Origin of the sequence: Streptomyces sp. NBC_01257 (assembly GCF_035917255.1) — a bacterium.
Taxonomy (GTDB): Bacteria; Actinomycetota; Actinomycetes; order Streptomycetales; family Streptomycetaceae; genus Streptomyces.
The window spans coordinates 4,470,863-4,489,226 of the sequence record NZ_CP108472.1; the positions used below are offsets into that span (position 1 = coordinate 4,470,863).

Here is an 18,364-nt window from a genome sequence, read left to right on the forward strand (position 1 = left end):
GGCCCGGAGCGCGCCGCCGTCATCCGGGATTCCCTGGTGGGGTGCGGACCTACTTCTCGGCGGCTCTCTCGGCGGTGCTCCTGGTGCTGCTCGCCGTCCTGGTGCCGCTGAGCGCGCTCTCCGCCTGGGTCGACCTGGAGATCGACGACACGGACCGGTACGTGGCCGCGGTGGCGCCGCTCGCCTCCGACGCCGATGTGCAGAACACCGTGGCCGATCTGATCACCGACGAGGCGATGAAGCAGATCGACGTGGGCCCGCTCCAGGACACCGTCCGCGACTTCCTCCACCAGGCCGTGCAGTCCTTCACCACCACGGCCGCGTTCCAGGACGCCTGGAACGCGGCCAACCGCACCGCCCACGAGGCCGTGACGGCGGCACTGGACGGGGAGAGCGGCGAGAGCGTCACCATCGACCTGGCGCCGGTGACGGAGAAGGTGAAGCAGAACCTGGTGGACAACGGGGTGCCGTTCGCCGACCAGATCCCCGTCCAGCACACCGACATCCAGATCATCTCCGCCGACCGCGCCGACCAGCTGCGCCAGAGCTTCCGCTGGCTCCGCGCCGCCAGTGTGTGGCCGGCCGTCGGCACGCTCGTGTTCGCGCTCCTCGCCGTCGTCGTGGCCTGGGTGCGCGGCGGACCGGGCCGCCGCGGCTCCGCGCTGGCCGCGCTCGCCGCGACCGCCGTCGCCGGGGCCGGTTTCGCGCTCGGCGCGCTGGTGCTGCGCGGGGCGGTCGCACTGGCCCGCAACCGGGTGCTGGCCGAGGTGCCGGGCAGCGAGAGGGACGCGGCGGCCGCGGTGTACGACGCGCTGACGGGATCGCTGCGCACCACGGTGTGGATCGTCTTCGGTACGGGCCTCGCGGTGGCCGTGTGCGCGGTGGCGGCACGGATCTGGGCCCAGCGGGTGCTGCCGGTACCGTCCGGCCCATGACGGAACCGCTCCGCCGCTCAGTGCTCTGCTGCGCCGTGCTGCTCCTCGCGCCGGTGAGCCTCGTCATCGGTTTCCGGGCGGCCGGCGCCGACGGCCCCACCCCCGTCCCGCAGGCGCTTGCCTTCCTGCCCTGGCTCCTGGTGCCCGGCGCCGCCGGTCTCGGACTCGCCGCGCTGGCCCGCTGGCGCGGCGGCCTGGGGTGGGCCGCGGTCGTCCTCGCGCTGACGGTGTGGTTCGTGCGCCCGTACGGTCCCGGCGCCACGGGCGCGCACGGTCCGGTGCTGGCCCGGCTGGACGTCCTCACCTCCAACGTGGAGTTCGGGGAGGCGACGGACGCGCTGATCACCGCCGTCCGCCGGGAACGGCCGGACGTGGTCTTCGTCCAGGAGTGCGACCTCGGATGCACGGACGCCCTCGACGCCCGGGTCCCGGCCGCCTCCTACCCGTACCGCGAGGTCGTCCGGCTCGACGGCTCGCTCGGCTCGGCGATCCTCAGCAGGTTCCCGCTGCGCCCGGCGGGCCGGGTCGCCGGTGAGATGGCGATGCCGGGAGCGGTCGCCGTCGTGGCCGGCCGGGAGGTGCGGCTCCAGCTCGCGCACCCCATGCCGCCGGTCCCCGGCGGGGTCGCCCTCTGGCGCCGCGAGCTCGGCCGGATCCGGGACCTCGCCGCATCGGTCCGGGCGGCCCCCGCCGTCGTGGCCGGGGACTTCAACGCCTCCCAGGACCACGCCGCCTTCCGGGCCGTCCTGGACGCGGGCGGCCTCCACGACAGCGCCCGTCTCGCCGGCGCCTCCCGTACGTACTCCTGGCCCGCCGACCGCACCACACCGCTGCGCACCCAGATCGACCATGTGCTGGTCAGCGACGCGTTCTCGGTCCGCTCGGCCCGCTTCCTGCGCCTCGCCGCCACCGACCACCGCGCCCTGCTCGTCGTCCTGGAACTGCACGACGGCGGATGAGGCCGGGCCCGTCCGTGCCGACGTGCGGGCGGGGACGCGCCGGGGAAGAGTGGAGGAGGTGACTGCCGGGGGCGACTGGGAGGTCTTCCGTATGCGAGCCATCGCCGTCAGCACGTTCCGGGCCGATCCCGCCCTGGTCGAGGTGCCCAAGCCGGACCCGGACACCGGCGAGGTGCGGGTGAAGATCGAGTACGCCTCCCTCAACCCGCACGACTGGCAGCGCGCTGACGGCGCCGGAGCCGATGCCCTCCCCCTCCTCGTCGGCGTGGACTACGCGGGCCGCGTCGACATGATCGGCAGCGGCGACAACCGCTTCCGGGTCGGCGACCACGTCTTCGGCCGGGCCGGCGGACCGGCGGCGGGCCCCGGCACGTACTGCGACTACGTCTGTGTGCCGCAGGACTCCGCCATCGCCCTCGTCCCGCGCGGCCTCCATCCCCGGACCGCGGCCGCGCTGCCGTCCGCCGGCACCGCCGCGGCCCAGATCCTGGAGGCGGTGGCGCTGCGCGGCCACGAGACGCTGCTGGTCGTCGGGGCCGCCGGCGGTGTCGGCAGCTTCCTGACCCAGCTCGCCGCGGCCCGGGACGTCCGCGTGATCGCGGCGGTGCGGGGTGACGAACGGTCCAGGATGGGGTCGTTGGGCGCCGCCGCGACACTCGACGTCACGGCGGGACCGGTGGCCGAGGCGATACGGGCGGCCTGCCCGGACGGCGTCGACGCGCTGGCCGACCTGGCCTCCGCGACCCCCGCGGCATTCGCCGCGCACGCCGCGGCGGTCCGGCCGGGCGGCATCGCGCTCTCCACCCTCGGCGTCGCCGCCGGGGCACCGCTCACCGGGGGAGTGCGGGGCATCGACTTCCGCCTCGATCCGAACCCGGTCCTGCTGGAGGTGCTGGCCGCGGGTGCCGCGGAGGGTGTCCTGCGCGTCCTCATCGACATCGAACTCCCCCTGGAGAAGGCCCCGCAGGCCCTCGACCGCAACCGGACCGGCGGGGCGCGCGGCAAGACCGTCATCGTGCTGCGGGAGAACGGCCACTGCTGAGAACAGCGCCGGCCGGACACCGCGGCGACCGGCGGGCAGCCGCCCTGCGCACCTGCGAGCAGGCCCGACTGCATACGCTGGAGGTCCGGCCGGCCGACGGGCCGCAGGAGATCGCAGCTGACCGCTGAGCGGCGGAGGGGGACGCATTGACCGGCACCGAGGCCGACGGACCCGCCCGGTCCACCCTGGCGCACCGGCGGGGCACGCCCCCCGTCTGGCTCCGCTACGGGCTGCGCCCCCAGCCCACCCCCGTCCCCTGGGCCGCCGTCGCCCGCGCCTCCGTGGCACTCGCCGCACCGCTCGCCGTCGGATTCGCCGCCGACCGGCCGGTGTACGGGGCGCTCGCCTCCATGGGCGCCCTGTCCGGCGTGATCGGCGACACCGCCGACGCGTACCGGATGCGCATCCTCAACATCGCCGTGCCACAGCTGTTCGGCGCCCTCGGCATCATGATCGGCACGCTCGTGTACGGCACCGGCTGGGCGGCCGTCGCCGTGCTCACGGCCATCGGTCTCGCCTCCGGGATGATGTCGACGATCGGCGCCGTCGCCTCCGTGTCCGGACTGCTGCTCCTGCTCAACTCCGTGGTCGGCGCCGGACTCCCGATGCCGGACCCGTGGTGGGTGGCACCGCTGCTGCTGACGCTGGGCGGACTGTTCGTCCTCGTCCTGACGCTGCTGGCCTGGCCGTTCAGGCGGAAGCTGCCGGAACGGGTCTCGGTCACCGGCACCTATCTCGCGGTCGCCGACCTGCTCGCCGCCGCGGGCACCGACGCGTACGAGGAGAAGCGACAGGCCGTCACCGACTCCCTCAACACCTCCTACGACCTGATCCTCGCCCGCCGTGCCCGCTACCACGGCCGCAGCGGCGCGATGGTGCGGCTGCTGTCCCAGCTGAACGTCGTCATCCCGCTGGTCGAGGCGGCCCCCGCGGTCCACGTGCGGCGGATCCGGCTCCCCGACGCGATCCCGGCGGCGGTGCGGGACCTGGCCGCCGACGTGGCGGAGACCCGCACCGGCGGCGACGGGCCCGACCTGCCCGCCCCCGACTCGCCCGCCACCCGGGCGGTCGACAGCGCGCTGCGCCACGCGTTCACGGTCGTCCACAAGGCCGAACCCGATCCGTACAACGTCGACGACCGGCTGGGCCGCCCCGCCGCGCTCGGCGTACGCGTCCGCCGCGCGACCCGCAACGTCCTGTTCTCCGGCCCCTCCTGGCGGTACGGGCTGCGCCTCGCGCTCTGCATCGGACTGGCCCAGGCGCTGACCTCACTGATCGACGTACCGCGCTCCTACTGGGTCGCGCTGACCGTCACCTTCGTGCTGAAGCCCGACTTCGGCTCCGTCTTCTCCCGCGGCGTCCTGCGCGCGGTGGGCACGGCCGCGGGGCTCGTCATCGCCGCGCCGGTGCTGGCCGAGGTGCCGCTCGGCTGGTGGGACGTGCCGGTGATGATGCTGCTCGCCGCGCTGATCCCGGCGCTCACGGCGAAGGGCTACGCCTTCCAGACCGCGGCCGTCACCCCGGTCATCCTGCTGCTGTCCGATCTGCTGAACCACCAGGGCGTGCACCTGGTCTGGCCGCGTTTCCTGGACAGCCTGATCGGCTGCGCGATCGTGCTGGTGGCCGGATATCTGCTGTGGCCGGAGAGCTGGCACACCCGGATCGGCCACCGGCTGGCCGACGCGGTGACGGACATCGCGGACTACGTGGCGTACGCGTTCGAGCCGGGCGGCGGCGACCGGGCGGAACGGGTCCGGGCCCGGCGCCGCATCTACCGCGATCTGTCCTCCGTACGCTCCGAGTTCCAGCGCGCCCTGACCGAACCGCCCCCGACCGGCACCCGCGCCGCCGCCTGGTGGCCGCTGGTCGTCGCGGTGGAACGCATCGTGGACGCCACGACCGCGGCCCGGGTCCGCGTCAACCACGGCGCCCAGGAACCGGAACCGGAGGAAGTGGCCGCGGTCCGGGCCCAGCTCCGCGAACTGGCCGACGGACTGCGCGCGAGCGAGGTCCTGGTGGAGGTGCGCGCCGAACTCCCGGGCGACGAGGAGGGCGTACTCGCCCCGCTGCGCCAGGAGGTCGCGGCGGCACGGGCCATCGCCTCACCCGCGCCGTAGCGGTGGGCGGCGCCGGTCCGGCCCCGCGCCCGTCACTCCGCGGCGTCGGGGCCCGCGCCTCGCAGCCGGTCCATCTCGCGCCGGTCCCGCTTCGTCGGCCTTCCCGCGCCCCGGTCGCGTACCGGAATCTGGATCGCGGTCTCGCGCGGCGGCGGGGGCGGGCTGTTGTCGACGAAGCACTCCGCGGCCACCGGCGCCCCGACCCGCTTCTTCACGATCTTCGACACGACGACGACCCGGTCCCGGCCGTCGTGCCGCAGCCGCACCTCGTCGCCGACGCGCAGCGCCTGGGCGGGCTTGGCGCGCTCACCGGCGACCTTCACATGACCCGCGCGGCAGGCGGCGGCCGCCTGCGCGCGGGTCTTCGTGAGCCGGACCGACCAGATCCAGACATCGACCCGAACGCTGCCCGCCGCCTGCGGCGCCTCACCGGAAACCATGGTCCGACTCTAGTCCGGCGGACTCCGGTGCGGCGGGCACGCACGGAACCGGGCACCAGGCACCACGCCTCAGCCTCAGGGATCAGCCGAAGGAGCTGATCACCTCGGCCATCGGGTAGCTGTACACCTCCCGCTTGCACACCCCGCACTTGCTCGGCGCGTGCTCGCTCAGCGACCAGAGCCGCGGCGGGAAGCCGTCACCCCGCCCGTGCGCGAGGTAGAGGTCCTCGGGGCCGAAGGACGTCTGCAGGGTCTTCGTGTTGCCGACGAGCTCGCCGTTCGCCCCGACGGAGGCCTGGAGCAGCCGCCCGTTGTCGTAGGCGTTGCTGCGGTGGAAGTACCACTTGCCCTCGTACCGCATCGCACCCTGGATCTTGTGCCACAGGTCCTCGTCGCCGAACTTCGCGCCGGCCGGCAGGCCGTACGCCTGGTCGGCGCCCGCGGTCGTCCCGGCCGCGCCCTCGACCGCCGCCGTCAGCGCGGTCATCGGGTAGGCACCGACGCGCCCGGGGCTGCTGCCGCCGTTGTTGGTGTTGCAGTACTCGCCGAGGACCATGTGGTCGGTACCGGTGCGGTCCAGCGAGATGTACGAGGCCTTCGGCCGGCCGGTGGCGTAGCACTGGTTGCCGCTGGTGGTGCCGGTGTTCTTGGCCGTGGTGAACTTCAGCGTGGCCACCTGCGGCATGACGTAGCGGTAGCCGTATCCGTACCAGACGTTGCTCTGCCGGCCGATCAGCTTCTTGTCCCGGACGTTGCTGACGAGTCCGTCCGGCGTCGGGTCGTCGACCGTGTCGTCGTTGTCGGGGTTGAGGTCCATGATCCTGCGGAGGTCGAAGACCCGCATGCCGTTGGCGGTGTCGGCGACGTACAGGTAGTCGCCGTACCAGACCATGCCGCCCGCGTGTATGCCGTTCTGCGCGGCGCAGCCGGTCACGACGACGGGGTTGCACCGGCCCTCACGCGCGTGGAGGGCGTCGAAGGATATGTGGTCCTTGGAGTTCATGTACGGCCACACCAGCAGCACATGGCGGTACATCCCGGTCGCCCGGTTGAAGAAGGTGACCCGGATGCCCTTCTCGTTGCAGGCGTCCGACGCGGAGCTCCGCAGACAGTCGTCGCGGCCCGCGATGTAGTCGCTGCGCCCCGGGTTCGCCGCGTCGTAACCGCCCACGGCGACCGGCTCGGCGTTCGACGTGCCCCAGTCCTCGTCCTCCTGGGCGTCCGAGACGCCGGAGATGGCCTGCGGCACCCACTCCGAGGACGTGGCGTCGTCGCTCTTCCAGCAGACGCGGTGGCTGACGGTGAGGTCGGGTCCGTAGATGCCGGCGGTCCCGCAGTCGGCGGCCGGCCGGTTGGCCTGTTCCATCAGTTCGGTGAGGCCCTGCTTGGGCAGGCCCGCGTCCAGCCCGGTGACCAGGCCGGACAGGTCCGTGCCCTTGGCCAGCCTGAAGTCGGCGGGACGGCCCGGCACCACGGCGGCCGGGGCGCCCCTGCTCGCACCGGCCGTTCCGGTACCGGCCAAGTCGTCCTGTTCACCCTCGGGTTCGTCGTCGAACCCGTCGTCCGGCATGCCCTCGTGGCCCGGCACGGGGTCGTCCACGGCCGGGACCGACGAGGCCGGCCCGGTCGCGGGGGCCGCGTTCGCGCCCACGGCCGGGGCAAGGCCTGAAAGCATCGCCCCGGCTGCCACGGCACAGGCCACGAGTCGTGTTCGGCGGGATGGGTTTCTCATACGAGAGCCCTTCTTGTCACACAGACGGACAACGGACACCGGTGTGCCTGACTGATCGTCAGACACGTCGGCCGAACACGCTAGTAACGCCGCCGCGCACCTCAGGGCGGATGGGAGAGACCTGCCGACGACATCCATGAGGTCCGCACAGCCCGGTCACAGGGACTCGGTCCGGGATCGGTTGCGGCTCGGTTGCGGCTCGGTTGCCCGACAGGCGGGCCGCACCGACGAAGGGCCGGATCCGGCCGCTAACCTTACGTATCCGCCCTGGCCAGGGATCAATTCCCGCAGTACGGACATTCATCGCACCCAACTCACGTGAAAGGCCTCGCCCATGGGCATTCGGAGCTTGCTGCGCAAGGTGTTCGGCCGTGACCGCACGGAGCAGGACGAGCCGACGACGGCCACGGTCCCGCCCCAGGGCGAGCGCACCCTGTCCACGGAGTCGGAGTCGGTGGCGGTGGACGAGCCGGTTGCGCAGGCCGAGCCGGCGACCGAACCCGCCCCGGCCGTCAAGGCGTCGGTCCCGGCCCCGGCCACGGCATCCCGGACCACCGCGTCCCGGACCGCGACGGACGACGGCGGTCTGGCGACGGACCTGGTGGCCGCTGCCTTCGACAAGGCGGCCGCGCCCGCCCCCGAGGCCGCTCCCAAGTCCGCCCCCACGGTTCCTTCACAGGGCTCCGGCCCGCGGACGAAGGCCGCGGAGCCCGCGAAGCCGGTGGAGACCGTGGAGCCCGCGAAACCGGTGGAGACCGTGGAGCCCGCGAAACCGGTGGAGCCTGCGGAGGCCGTGAAGCCGGTAGAGGCCGTGGAGCCGCCGGTCGAGACCCCGGCCCCCGCCGCCGTGGCCGAGCCGGTCGCCGTCGAGCCCGAGGCCCCCGCCGCCGTCGAGCCCGAGGCCGCCCCCGCCGTCGAGCCCGAGGCCGCCCCCGCGCCCATCACCATCGACATGGACCCGGAGCCCGAACCGGAGCCCGAACCGGACCCGGCTCCGATCGCCGCAGCCGTGGCCGAGCCGGAGCCGGTCGCCGCGCCCGAGCCGGTCGCCATTGCTGTCGCCGCGCCCGAGCCGGTGGCCGTTGCTGTCGCCGTACCCGTGGCCGAGCCCGTGGCCGAGCCCATCGCCGCGCCCGAGCCGGTCGTCGCGACCCCGGCCCCGGACATCGCCGCCCCCGCCGGCAAGCCCGCGCTCACCCTCGCCAAGGTCAAGGCCCGCGCGCCCGAGCTCGTGGGGCCGTACAAGGCCGCCCAGGCCGGGCTGAAGGCGCACGGACTCACCGGGCTGCGCGCCACCGTCTACCTGGTGCTCGACCGCTCGGGCTCCATGCGGCCGTTCTACAAGGACGGCAGCGCCCAGCACCTGGGCGACCGCACGCTCGCGCTCGCCGCGCACCTCGACGAGAGCGCCACCGTCCAGGTCGTGTTCTTCTCGACCGACATCGACGGCACCGGCACGGTGGAGCTGGACGCGCACGAGGGCCGGATCGACCAGCTGAACGCAGGTCTCGGACGCCTCGGCCGGACGAACTACCACCGGGCCGTCGAAGAGGTCGTCGCGCACTACGAGAAGTCCGGGGCGACCGGCCCGGCGCTGGTGGTCTTCCAGACGGACGGCCCGCCGGACGTCAAGCAGGCCGCCCGCCAGGCGCTGGCGGACGCGGCCCGGCTGCCGCTGTTCTTCCAGTTCGTCGCGTTCGGCGACGCGGACGCGAAGGGCTTCGAGTTCCTGCGGAAGCTGGACGCCCCGAACGCCGGCTTCTTCCACGCAGGACCCGCCCCGCGCGAGGTCCCGGACGCCGCGTTCTACCGCGAGGTCCTCGCCGCGCTCCCCGCCTGGGTCGCGGCCGGCGCCTGATCCGCCGGCAGGCGTACGGTCACGGCGAGCCCGCCCTCCGGGCCCGGCACCGCCGTGACCGTACCGCCGTGCGCCACCGCTATGGAGCGGACGATCGAGAGGCCGAGCCCCGAGCCCGGCCCCATCCGGTCCTTGCCCTCACCGCGCCGGAACGGCTCGAACAGACCGGGAATGTCCGCCGCGTCCACCACCGGACCGGTGTTGCGCACCTCCAGCAGCACCCCGTCCCCCGCCGGCACCAGGGACACCCGCACACTCCCGCCGGGGACGTTGTACGTCACCGCGTTGGCCAGCAGGTTGGCCACCAGCCGGGCCAGCAGCAGCCGGTTCCCGCGCACCGCGCAGCGCCCGGCGTCGACCGCCACCCCCGGGTGCCGGGCCGCCTCCTCCGCGACCACCCGGTCCAGCTCCACGGTCTCCCGCTCGCTCCTCTCCAGCCCGCGCTCGCTGCGCGCCAGCACCAGCAGCCCCTCGATGAGCCGTTCGCTGCGCCGGTTGTTGTCCAGCAGCGTCTGCCGGGTCCGTACGAGATCGTCCGGTGTCGGGTCCTCCAGCCCCACCTGGATCGCCGCCCGCTGGGTGGCCAGCGGGGTCCGCAGCTCGTGCGAGGCGTTGGCGATGAACCGGCGCTGGCTGTCGAACGCCTTCTCCAGCCGGGCCAGCAGCGCGTCCAGGGTGTCGCCCAGCTCCTTGAGCTCGTCGTCGGGGCCGTGGGAGGCGATCCGCTCGTGCAGCGTGTGCTCGGAGAGCCGGCGCGCCTTCGCGGTCATGGCGTGGACGGGGCGCAGCACCCGCCCGGCCGTCCACCACCCGACGCCCACCGCGCACGCCGTCATCACCAGCAGGGCGGCCGCGGACCAGTAGAGCAACTGGTCCCCGGCCGCGTCGCTGACGTGGTCGGTGAGGTCGTAGACGGTCGGCGGCCCGAGGCTGCGCCGGGTGACGAGGGGGCCGTTGACCGCGTAGCCGGGCTGGACGACCGCGGCGGTACGGGCGATGGCGCGGGCCTGCGAGTCCGTACCTGCGCGGGAGGCGAGGTTGACCGTGGCGAGGAGCGCGGTCCCGAGGACCAGGAACACCCCGCCGTACACGAGGGCGATCCGGGTCCTGATCGTGGCGTGCGGCACCCGGGCCGGTCGCCTCACAGGGCGTACCCCACGCCCTGCACGGTGCGGATCAGGGCCGGTTCGCCGAGCTTGCCGCGCAGCTTGCTCATGCAGACGCGGACGGCGCCCGTGAAGGGGTCGGCGTTGGCGTCCCAGGCCCGCTCCAGGAGCTCCTCCGCGCTGACCGTTCCGCCGTCGGCCTCCAGCAGCAGCTGGAGCACGGTGAACTCCTTGGGCGAGAGGTCCAGCTCCCGGCCGTCCCGGGTCGCGGTGCGGCGCACGGTGTCGAGCCGGATGCCGTGCCGCACCAGCTGCGGCGGCACGGGGCGGGCGCTGCGCCGCCGCAGGGCGCGGACCCGGGACACCAGCTCGGGGAACTCGAACGGCTTGCCCAGGTAGTCGTCGGCGCCCAGGTCGAGCCCGGAGACGCGGTCCTCCATGGTCCCGGCGGCCGTCAGCATCAGGATCCTGGTCCGGGAGCCGGCGGCGACCAGTCCGCGGGCCACGTCGTCGCCGTGCACCCGGGGCAGATCGCGGTCCAGGACGACGACGTCGTAGTCGTGCAGCCCCAGGTAGGCCTGGGCGGCATCACCGCTGTACACCGTGTCGACGGCGAACCCGGCCCGCCGCAGCCCGGTGGCGACCAGCTCCGCCAGGATCTCCTCGTCCTCGGCGACCAGTACCCGCATCGTGATGTCCCCTGCCTCGTGCATGCGTGTCCACTCCCTCCCAGGATGCGTCTTTGCTACGGGAAGGGATGTTTCGCAAAGCTCTCCGTTCCGGTGCCGGGTTTATCGGTGTGAGGGGATCTCCCCCGGACCGTTAGGATTTCGACCATGGCGGCCACTGGATCCGAGAAGCAGGCGGCGACGGCGTTCTACGTCTCGACCCCCATTTACTACGTCAACGACGCTCCTCACCTGGGCCACGCCTACACGACCGTCGCAGGCGACGTGCTCACCCGCTGGCACCGCCAGCGCGGCGAGAAGGTGTGGTACCTCACCGGCACGGACGAGCACGGTCAGAAGATCATGCGCACGGCCGAGGCAAACGACGTCACGCCCCAGGCGTGGTGCGACAAGCTCGTCGAGGAGGCCTGGAAGCCCCTCTGGGAGCACCTCAACATCGCGAACGACGACTTCATCCGTACGACGGAGAAGCGGCACACCGACCGGGTGCAGGAGTTCGTGCAGGACCTGTACGACAAGGGCGAGATCTACAAGGGCGGGTACGAGGGCCCGTACTGCGTGGGCTGCGAGGAGTACAAGCTCCCCGGCGATCTCATCGAGGACGAGGCCGGCGTCAAGCTGTGCCCGATCCACAAGAAGCCGGTGGAGATCCTCAAGGAGGAGAACTACTTCTTCAAGCTCAGCGAGTACGGCCCGAAGCTGCTGGAGTTCTACGCGGCCAACCCCGGCTTCATCCAGCCGGAGTCCGCGCGCAACGAGATCGTGAACTTCGTCAAGCAGGGCCTCCAGGACCTGTCGATCTCCCGCTCGACGTTCGACTGGGGCGTCCCGGTCCCGTGGGACGACAAGCACGTCATCTACGTGTGGATCGACGCGCTGCTCAACTACGCGACGGCGGTCGGCTACGGCGCCAACCAGGAGAAGTTCGACGGCACGTTCCCGGCGAACGTGCACCTGATCGGCAAGGACATCCTGCGCTTCCACTCGGTCATCTGGCCGGCGATGCTGATGGCGCAGGGGCTGCCGCTGCCCGGCAAGGTCGTCGCCAACGGCTGGCTGATGGTCGGCGGCGAGAAGATGTCGAAGTCGAACCTGACGGGCATCAAGCCTCAGGACCTGACCTCGCACTTCGGCGTGGACGCCTACCGCTGGTACTTCCTGCGGGCCATCGCCTACGGCAGCGACGGCTCGTTCTCCTGGGAGGACTTCACCGCCCGCTACACCTCCGAACTCGCCAACGACTACGGCAACCTGGCCTCGCGTCTCGCGGCCATGGTCGGCAAGTACTTCGGCGGCGCGCTGCCGGCGGCCACCGCCGCGGGCGAGGCCGAGCAGGCGGTCCAGGAAGGCCTGGCCAAGGCGGTCGCCACGGCCGATCTGAAGATCGGCGAGGAGCTGGACTTCCAGGGCGGCATCCTGGCGGTCTTCGACTTCGTGAAGCAGGTCAACGGCTACATCACGGAGCAGGAGCCGTGGAAGGTCGCCAAGGACACGTCCGACGAGGGCCAGGCCCGCCTCGCGACGATCCTCTACACGGCCGCCGAGGCGCTGCGCGGTGTCGCGGTCCTGCTGAACGCCGTCATGCCGGACACCTCCCAGAAGCTGTGGGAGTCGCTGGGCGCCGAGGAGTCCCTGGGCGCGCTGGCCGGCCAGCACGTGCAGGACGCGGGCACCTGGGGCCTGCTGCCGGCGGGTGCGACGGTGACGAAGGGCGCGGTGCTGTTCCCACGCCTGGAGGAGAAGCCGTAGGCCCCTTGCGGGGCCGGGTCCTCGGTTGTTGCTTGCCCCGGTCCGGGGCTGGGGTCTTTGTCCTCAAGCGCCGGACGGGCTTGGTGGGGGCGCCGAGCCCCGCGGGGTGCGCCCGCGCCAGTGGGTGGGGGTCCGGGGTCCCTCCGGGGCGTCTCCTCGAACGACGAACGTTTCCAGTCCCACGCAGCGAAACCCCGGTATGTGTTCGTCGTCCTGCGGGGACTCCCCTGCACGCCCCCGAACCCGAGCCCGTCGTGCGCCCGCATCCCGGTTCTTCCACCGGTGGTGCCACCGGGGGTGCGGGCGCACGACGGCGTCGGGTGGGGCCGTGCAGGGGCGTCCCCGCAGGGAAATGGCGTACTCCCCGGCCCCGGCAACGGAGTGCGTTGCCTTGCCACGCCAGTTCTGAGGAGACGCCCCGGAGGGGCCCCACCCCCACCCACCGGGCAACGGCGCCGCCCCGCGGGGCACCCGCACAAAGCCGGCCCGTCCGGCGCTTGAGGACGAAGACCCGCACCCGGACCGGCGGCACCCCACAACAAGGACCCGGCCCCAAAGGGGCCTCAGCGGCTCAGCGACGCCGCGTCCCCCATCACGATGACGGGCTCCTTCGCCGGGTCGAGCACGCCCAGGAGTTCCTCCATCCGGTCCTCGGTGACCGAGACGCAGCCCTGGGTGGGGCCGCCGTGGTCGACGTGGATCCAGATGCCGCCGCCGCGTTCGTCGCCCAGGGGCCGGGTGTGGTCCAGGGGCGAGGTGCCGGGGAGGCGGTTGTAGTCGATGGCGATGACGTAGTCGAACGAGCCCTCCAGCGGCTCCCCGTGGAAGCCCTCGCCCTCCACCTTGAAGTCCGGGCTCAGGTCGTACGGGAAGGCCGTGTCCGGCGGGTCGAGGCGGCCGCCCGCCGCGGTCAGGGTGAAGACGCCGACGGGTGAGCGCAGATCGCCCTCCCAGTGCTCGGCCGTCCAGCCGTTCAGCGCGTTGTGGGCGGGCCAGGGCGCCAGGGCGGGCCGCCAGCCCACGGCCGGGTCGTCCCGGGTGTAGAGCACGGCCGTGGAGCGGTTGGAGTCCGGGGACTCCCCGGTGACGACGAACGCCTGATGGGCCCCGGCCGGGATCTGCGCCCGTGTCCGCGGCCCGAGCCCGGGGATCTCCTGCGGCGGGGCGGGCGGTACGACGGAGGCCCGGGGCCCTGCGGGTGCGCCGGGTGCTCCGGGTGCTCCGGCTGCCCCGGGCGGTCCGGGCACGCCGGTGGCGCCCGCGCCCTTCGTGGTGGCACGGCCCCCGTCCCAACCGGCAAGGGTCCCCGAGCCGTACCCGGCCAGCAGCAGCAGGAGGGCGGCGCAGACGACGTACGGGAGGCGCAGCGGGACGCGCGGGCGGGGCAGGGGCACGGAGGGCTCCTCAGCGGTCGGTGACGAAGCCACGGGGCTCCGGCGGACCTGGTCCGGAGTCCGCTGTGCCGATGTCGGCCCAGGCAGTCTTTGCCGCAGCCGGACTCCGCCAATCCGGCGCCGGGGCCATCCGGGTCTCACCGTTCGGGTGATTCGTGTACTTGTATGCACACAGCCATGCGTTCGGGAGCGCCGTGCTCACCGCCGAACGGACGCGGAACAGCCCCCGGCCGATGGCCGGGGGCTGTTTCACGTGAAACCCGGGGGCACCCCCCCGGAGCTTGCGCGGGCTACTTCTCGGTGGCGTCCTTGGCGGCCGCGACCGGCTTGCGGAGCTGGATGTTCAGCTCGCGCAGGCGGGTCTCATCCAGCACCGTGGGCGCGCCCATCATCAGGTCCTGGGCGTTGCCGTTCAGCGGGAAGGCGATCGTCTCGCGGATGTTGGGCTCGTCGGCCAGCAGCATCACGATGCGGTCGACGCCGGGGGCGATGCCGCCGTGCGGCGGGGCGCCGAGGCGGAAGGCGCGGAGCATGCCCGCGAACTCGTGCTCGACGGTCTCACGGTCGTAGCCGGCGATCTCGAAGGCCTTGAGCATCAGCTCGGGCTCGTGGTTACGGATGGCGCCGGAGGACAGCTCGATGCCGTTGCAGACGATGTCGTACTGCCAGGCGAGGATGTCGAGCGGGTCCTTCTCCTCAAGGTCCTTCAGGCCGCCCTGGGGCATCGAGAAGGGGTTGTGCGAGAAGTCGATCTTGCCGGTGTCCTCGTCCTTCTCGTACATCGGGAAGTCGACGATCCAGCAGAACCGGAAGACGCCCTCCTCGAAGTGGCCGGCGCGCTTGGCGGCCTCGACGCGGACGACGGACATGATCTTGGAGACCTCGTCGAACTCGCCGGCGCCGAAGAACACGGCGTGGCCCGGGACGAGGGAGAGGCGCTCGGTGAGCGTCTTGACGTCGGTCTCGGTGAGGAACTTGGCGATCGGACCGGCCAGCTTGCCGTCCTCGCCGACGCGCACCCAGGCCAGGCCCTTGGCGCCGTGCTCGACGGCGTAGTCGCCGAGGCCGTCGAAGAACTTCCGGGACTGGCCCGCGGTGTCCGGCACCGGGAGGGCGCGGACGTGCTTGCCGGCGAAGGCCTTGAACTCCGAGTCCGCGAAGACGTCGGAGATGTCGACGAGCTCCAGCTTGGCGCGCAGGTCGGGCTTGTCGTTGCCGTACTTCAGCATCGACTCGCGGAACGGGATGCGCGGGAACGGCGAGGTGACGTGGCGGCCGTTGCCGAACTCCTCGAAGAGCTCGGTCATCAGCTTCTCGATCGGGCGGAAGACGTCCTCCTGCTCGACGAAGGACATCTCGACGTCGAGCTGGTAGAACTCGCCCGGCGAACGGTCGGCGCGGGCGTCCTCGTCGCGGAAGCAGGGCGCGATCTGGAAGTAGCGGTCGAAGCCGGAGATCATCAGCAGCTGCTTGAACTGCTGCGGGGCCTGCGGCAGCGCGTAGAACTTGCCCGGGTTCAGCCGGGACGGGACGACGAAGTCACGGGCGCCCTCGGGGGAGGTCGCGGTGAGGATCGGCGTCGCCATCTCGTTGAAGCCGAGGGCGACCATCTTGGCGCGGATCGAGGCGATGACGGCCGAGCGCAGCATGATGTTGCGGTGCATGCGCTCGCGGCGCAGGTCGAGGAAGCGGTACTCCAGGCGCCGCTCCTCGTTGACGCCGTCCTCGGCGTTGATCGTGAAGGGCAGCGGGGCGGCCTCGCCCAGCACCTCCACCGCGGTGACCTCGATCTCGATCTCGCCGGTCGGGAGCTCCGGGTTGACGTTGTCGGCGCCGCGGGCGGAGACCTTGCCGTCGATCCGTACGACGGTCTCCTTGGTGAGCTTCGCCAGCGCGTCGTTGCCCGGGGTGCCGGGGCGGGCGACGAGCTGCACCAGACCGTAGTGGTCGCGCAGATCGATGAAGAGGATGCCACCCAGGTCTCGGCGATTGTGCAGCCAGCCGCTCAGCCGGACGTCGGTGCCGACGTCAGAGGCGCGGAGCTCGCCGCAGGTGTGGGACCTGTACCGATGCATCGTCGTTCATCCAGTCTTCGCGGTTGGGGGCGGATTCAGCCTCCCCAGGCTACCGCCCGCGACCGGACCGTTTCATTGCCATTGTCCGGAGCAAGATCGTCGGCGGGGGGCGGGAACACGGCCCTCGGTGGCGTTTGAGTGCTACATCTTCCTAAAGTGGGGCAATGCGCACCGAGGATGTCCTGGCCGCGACCGCGACCGGTCTTTGGCGCTGGGACAACGGAGCCGGGACGGTCACGCTCGACGCGGAAGCGGCCCGGCTGCTGGAGCTGCCCGCCGAGCACGGCGTCTTCCGCGAGTCCGAGGTGCGCTCGCGCTTCCATCCCGTCGACTGGAACGAGATCTACGGAGTGGTGAACCTCGCGGTCGCCGAGGGCACGCTCGCCGAGGCCCGGGTGCGGATCGTGGACGAGCACGGCCGGGTACTGCGTACCGTACGGAGCCGTTCCAAGCCCCTTCCGCCGGAGGCGGGCAACGAGACGGACTACGTGCTGGTCGGCACCCTCCAGGAGGTCGCCGAGCCGCAGCCCGGCACCACCGGGGCGCACACCCCGATCACCGGGGACTGGCGGCGGTCCCGCGAGGCGTTCCTGCTGGACGCGGGGCGGGCGCTGGCCGAGGCCCGGTCGACGGCCGAGGTGCTGCGGGTCGCGTACTCGCTGTCCATGCCCGGCTTCTCGCCCGACGGTCTCGCGGTCTTCGGGGTCGACGGCGAGCGGCTGACCATCGTCGGGCACCACGGGCACACCACGGGCGACGAGGGCCCCTTCACGGACATGCCGCTGGAGACCGACTACCCGGCCGCCGAGGTGGTCAGGACCGGGCGGGCGATCTATCTGCCGTCACCGGAGGAGTACCGGGACCGCTACCCGGCCACCTGGCCGCTGGCCCGGCGGTTCGGGCGACGCTCCTGGGCCTTTCTGCCGCTGATCGTGGCGGGGCGCACGATGGGCACCTGGATGGCGGGGTTCCGGCACCCGGTGTCGTTCTCGCCGGACGAGCGGTCGGTGCTGACGACCGTGGCCCGGATGCTCGCCCAGGCGCTGGCCAGGGCGGGGATCGCGGAGACCGAGCGGGAGCTGTCGCAGGGGCTCCAGCGCTCGATGATGCCGTCCCTGGGACCGGACATCCCGGGGATGACGGTGGCCGCCCGCTACGTACCGACCGGCGGCGGCCTTCAGGTCGGCGGCGACTGGTACGACATGATCCCGTTGCCCAGCGGCCGCATCGCCCTCGTCATCGGCGACGTCCAGGGCCATGACGTACGGGCAGCCGGGCTGATGGGCCAGCTGCGGATCGCGCTGCGGGCGTACGCCTCCGAGGGGCACCGCCCGGACGCGGTGCTCTCGCGCGCCTCGCGCTTCCTCTCCGGGCTCACCGACGCGTACGAGGACGGCGAGCAGACGGGTGCGCGCTTCGCGACCTGCCTGTACGCGGAGGCGGACCCGGTGACCGGCACCCTCGACATCGCCCGGGCCGGCCACCCCGACCCCGTGGTGATGACCGCCGACGGGACCGCCGTCATCCGACAGACCGAGGGCGGGCTGCCGCTCGGCGTCGAGGCGGACGCGGACTATCCGACGACCCGGATCACACTGGAGCCGGGAGAAACGATCATGCTGTGCACGGACGGGCTGATCGAGACCGGCGGCCACGACCTGGCCACCGGCTGGGTCCGGCTCCGGCCGGTCCTGGAGCGGCACACCGACGACCTGGAGAAGCTGGCGGACTCGCTGGTGCAGGCCGTGCACGGGCCGACCTCGCACTACACGACGGGGCCGCTCGCCGACCGGCGCGAGGACGACATCGCGGTCCTGCTGCTGCGGCGCGAGGCCTCCCCGGCGCAGCTGACCGCGCCCCGCAGGACCGTGCTGACCATCGCGCAGGCCGCGCCGGAGCGGATCGCCGCGGCCCGGCAGCTGCTGCGCGAGATGCTGCACGACTGGGCGGACCCGGAGCAGGTCGACTCGGCCGTGCTGATGGTGTCCGAGATGTGCACGAACGTGCTCGTCCACACGGACGGCGACGCGCTGATGGTCGCGCAGGCGACCGGGGAGCACGGCGAGCGGCGGCTGCGGGTCGACGTGTCCGACGGCAGCGACGAGCTGCCGCACAAGCGGCGGCCCGGCGAGATGGCGTCCAGCGGCCGGGGCCTGCTGCTGATGGAGATGCTCGCCCACGCGTGGGGGGTCGATCCGCGGGGCGCGGGCAAGTCGATCTGGTTCGAGCTGGACGAGGCGGCGGAGCAGGCTCCGTCGTAGCCGTGGG

The 18,364-nt window shown here is 72.7% G+C and carries 13 protein-coding genes; 7 read left to right on the plus strand and 6 right to left on the minus strand.

Going from position 1 to position 18,364, the window contains the following annotated elements; translation table 11 throughout:
- Positions 1 to 41: 41 nt before the first annotated feature.
- The 4 genes from OG408_RS19175 (at position 42) to OG408_RS19190 (ending at position 5,053) form a co-directional block, all read left to right on the plus strand.
- On the plus strand, positions 42 to 935 hold the full coding sequence (locus OG408_RS19175) for a hypothetical protein (RefSeq protein WP_266780306.1): 894 nt from the start codon (positions 42 to 44) through the stop codon (positions 933 to 935).
- Positions 932 to 1,894: an endonuclease/exonuclease/phosphatase family protein gene (locus OG408_RS19180; RefSeq protein WP_326670985.1), complete on the plus strand. Its 963-nt coding sequence runs from the start codon at positions 932 to 934 to the stop codon at positions 1,892 to 1,894. Before OG408_RS19175 ends, OG408_RS19180 begins: the two co-directional genes overlap by 4 nt.
- Positions 1,895 to 1,985: 91 nt before the next feature.
- Positions 1,986 to 2,936: an NADP-dependent oxidoreductase gene (locus OG408_RS19185; RefSeq protein WP_266786269.1), complete on the plus strand. Its 951-nt coding sequence runs from the start codon at positions 1,986 to 1,988 to the stop codon at positions 2,934 to 2,936.
- Positions 2,937 to 3,082: 146 nt separating this feature from the next.
- Entirely contained in the window at positions 3,083 to 5,053 is a 1,971-nt protein-coding gene (locus tag OG408_RS19190; protein WP_326670987.1) for an FUSC family protein, read from the plus strand.
- Positions 5,054 to 5,085: 32 nt separating this feature from the next.
- On the opposite strand, the gene OG408_RS19195 is transcribed toward OG408_RS19190, so the two are convergent.
- Positions 5,086 to 5,493, minus strand: a complete 408-nt coding sequence (locus tag OG408_RS19195; RefSeq protein WP_266780309.1) for an RNA-binding S4 domain-containing protein — start codon at positions 5,491 to 5,493, stop codon at positions 5,086 to 5,088.
- An 82-nt stretch (positions 5,494 to 5,575) separates the two neighbouring features.
- Complete coding sequence (locus tag OG408_RS19200; RefSeq protein ID WP_266780310.1) at positions 5,576 to 7,168, minus strand: hypothetical protein; 1,593 nt, start codon at positions 7,166 to 7,168, stop codon at positions 5,576 to 5,578.
- 391 nt (positions 7,169 to 7,559) lie between these two features.
- Between OG408_RS19200 and OG408_RS19205 the strand changes: the two genes are divergently transcribed.
- Positions 7,560 to 9,083 carry a VWA domain-containing protein gene (locus OG408_RS19205; protein ID WP_326670990.1) on the plus strand — a complete coding sequence of 508 codons (1,524 nt, stop codon included), beginning with the start codon at positions 7,560 to 7,562 and terminating at the stop codon, positions 9,081 to 9,083.
- Here the strand turns inward: OG408_RS19205 and OG408_RS19210 are convergent.
- Complete coding sequence (locus OG408_RS19210) at positions 9,032 to 10,228, minus strand: sensor histidine kinase (RefSeq protein WP_326670992.1); 1,197 nt, start codon at positions 10,226 to 10,228, stop codon at positions 9,032 to 9,034. The genes OG408_RS19205 and OG408_RS19210 overlap by 52 nt on opposite strands.
- Positions 10,225 to 10,878 carry a response regulator transcription factor gene (locus OG408_RS19215; RefSeq protein WP_266786271.1) on the minus strand — a complete coding sequence of 218 codons (654 nt, stop codon included), beginning with the start codon at positions 10,876 to 10,878 and terminating at the stop codon, positions 10,225 to 10,227. Before OG408_RS19215 ends, OG408_RS19210 begins: the two co-directional genes overlap by 4 nt.
- Positions 10,879 to 11,025: 147 nt before the next feature.
- On the opposite strand from OG408_RS19215, the gene metG reads away from it, so the two are divergent.
- Positions 11,026 to 12,627, plus strand: a complete 1,602-nt coding sequence (metG, locus tag OG408_RS19220) for a methionine--tRNA ligase (RefSeq protein WP_266780313.1) — start codon at positions 11,026 to 11,028, stop codon at positions 12,625 to 12,627.
- Between the two features lie 563 nt (positions 12,628 to 13,190).
- Here metG and OG408_RS19225 read toward each other — a convergent pair.
- Together OG408_RS19225 and aspS are read right to left on the minus strand one after the other, a co-directional pair.
- Complete coding sequence (locus OG408_RS19225) at positions 13,191 to 14,021, minus strand: L,D-transpeptidase family protein (protein WP_285569684.1); 831 nt, start codon at positions 14,019 to 14,021, stop codon at positions 13,191 to 13,193.
- A gap of 290 nt (positions 14,022 to 14,311) precedes the next feature.
- Positions 14,312 to 16,096 carry an aspartate--tRNA ligase gene (aspS, locus tag OG408_RS19230; protein ID WP_266780315.1) on the minus strand — a complete coding sequence of 595 codons (1,785 nt, stop codon included), beginning with the start codon at positions 16,094 to 16,096 and terminating at the stop codon, positions 14,312 to 14,314.
- 164 nt (positions 16,097 to 16,260) lie between these two features.
- On the opposite strand from aspS, the gene OG408_RS19235 reads away from it, so the two are divergent.
- On the plus strand, positions 16,261 to 18,357 hold the full coding sequence (locus OG408_RS19235; RefSeq protein ID WP_326670997.1) for an ATP-binding SpoIIE family protein phosphatase: 2,097 nt from the start codon (positions 16,261 to 16,263) through the stop codon (positions 18,355 to 18,357).
- Positions 18,358 to 18,364 lie beyond the last annotated feature (7 nt).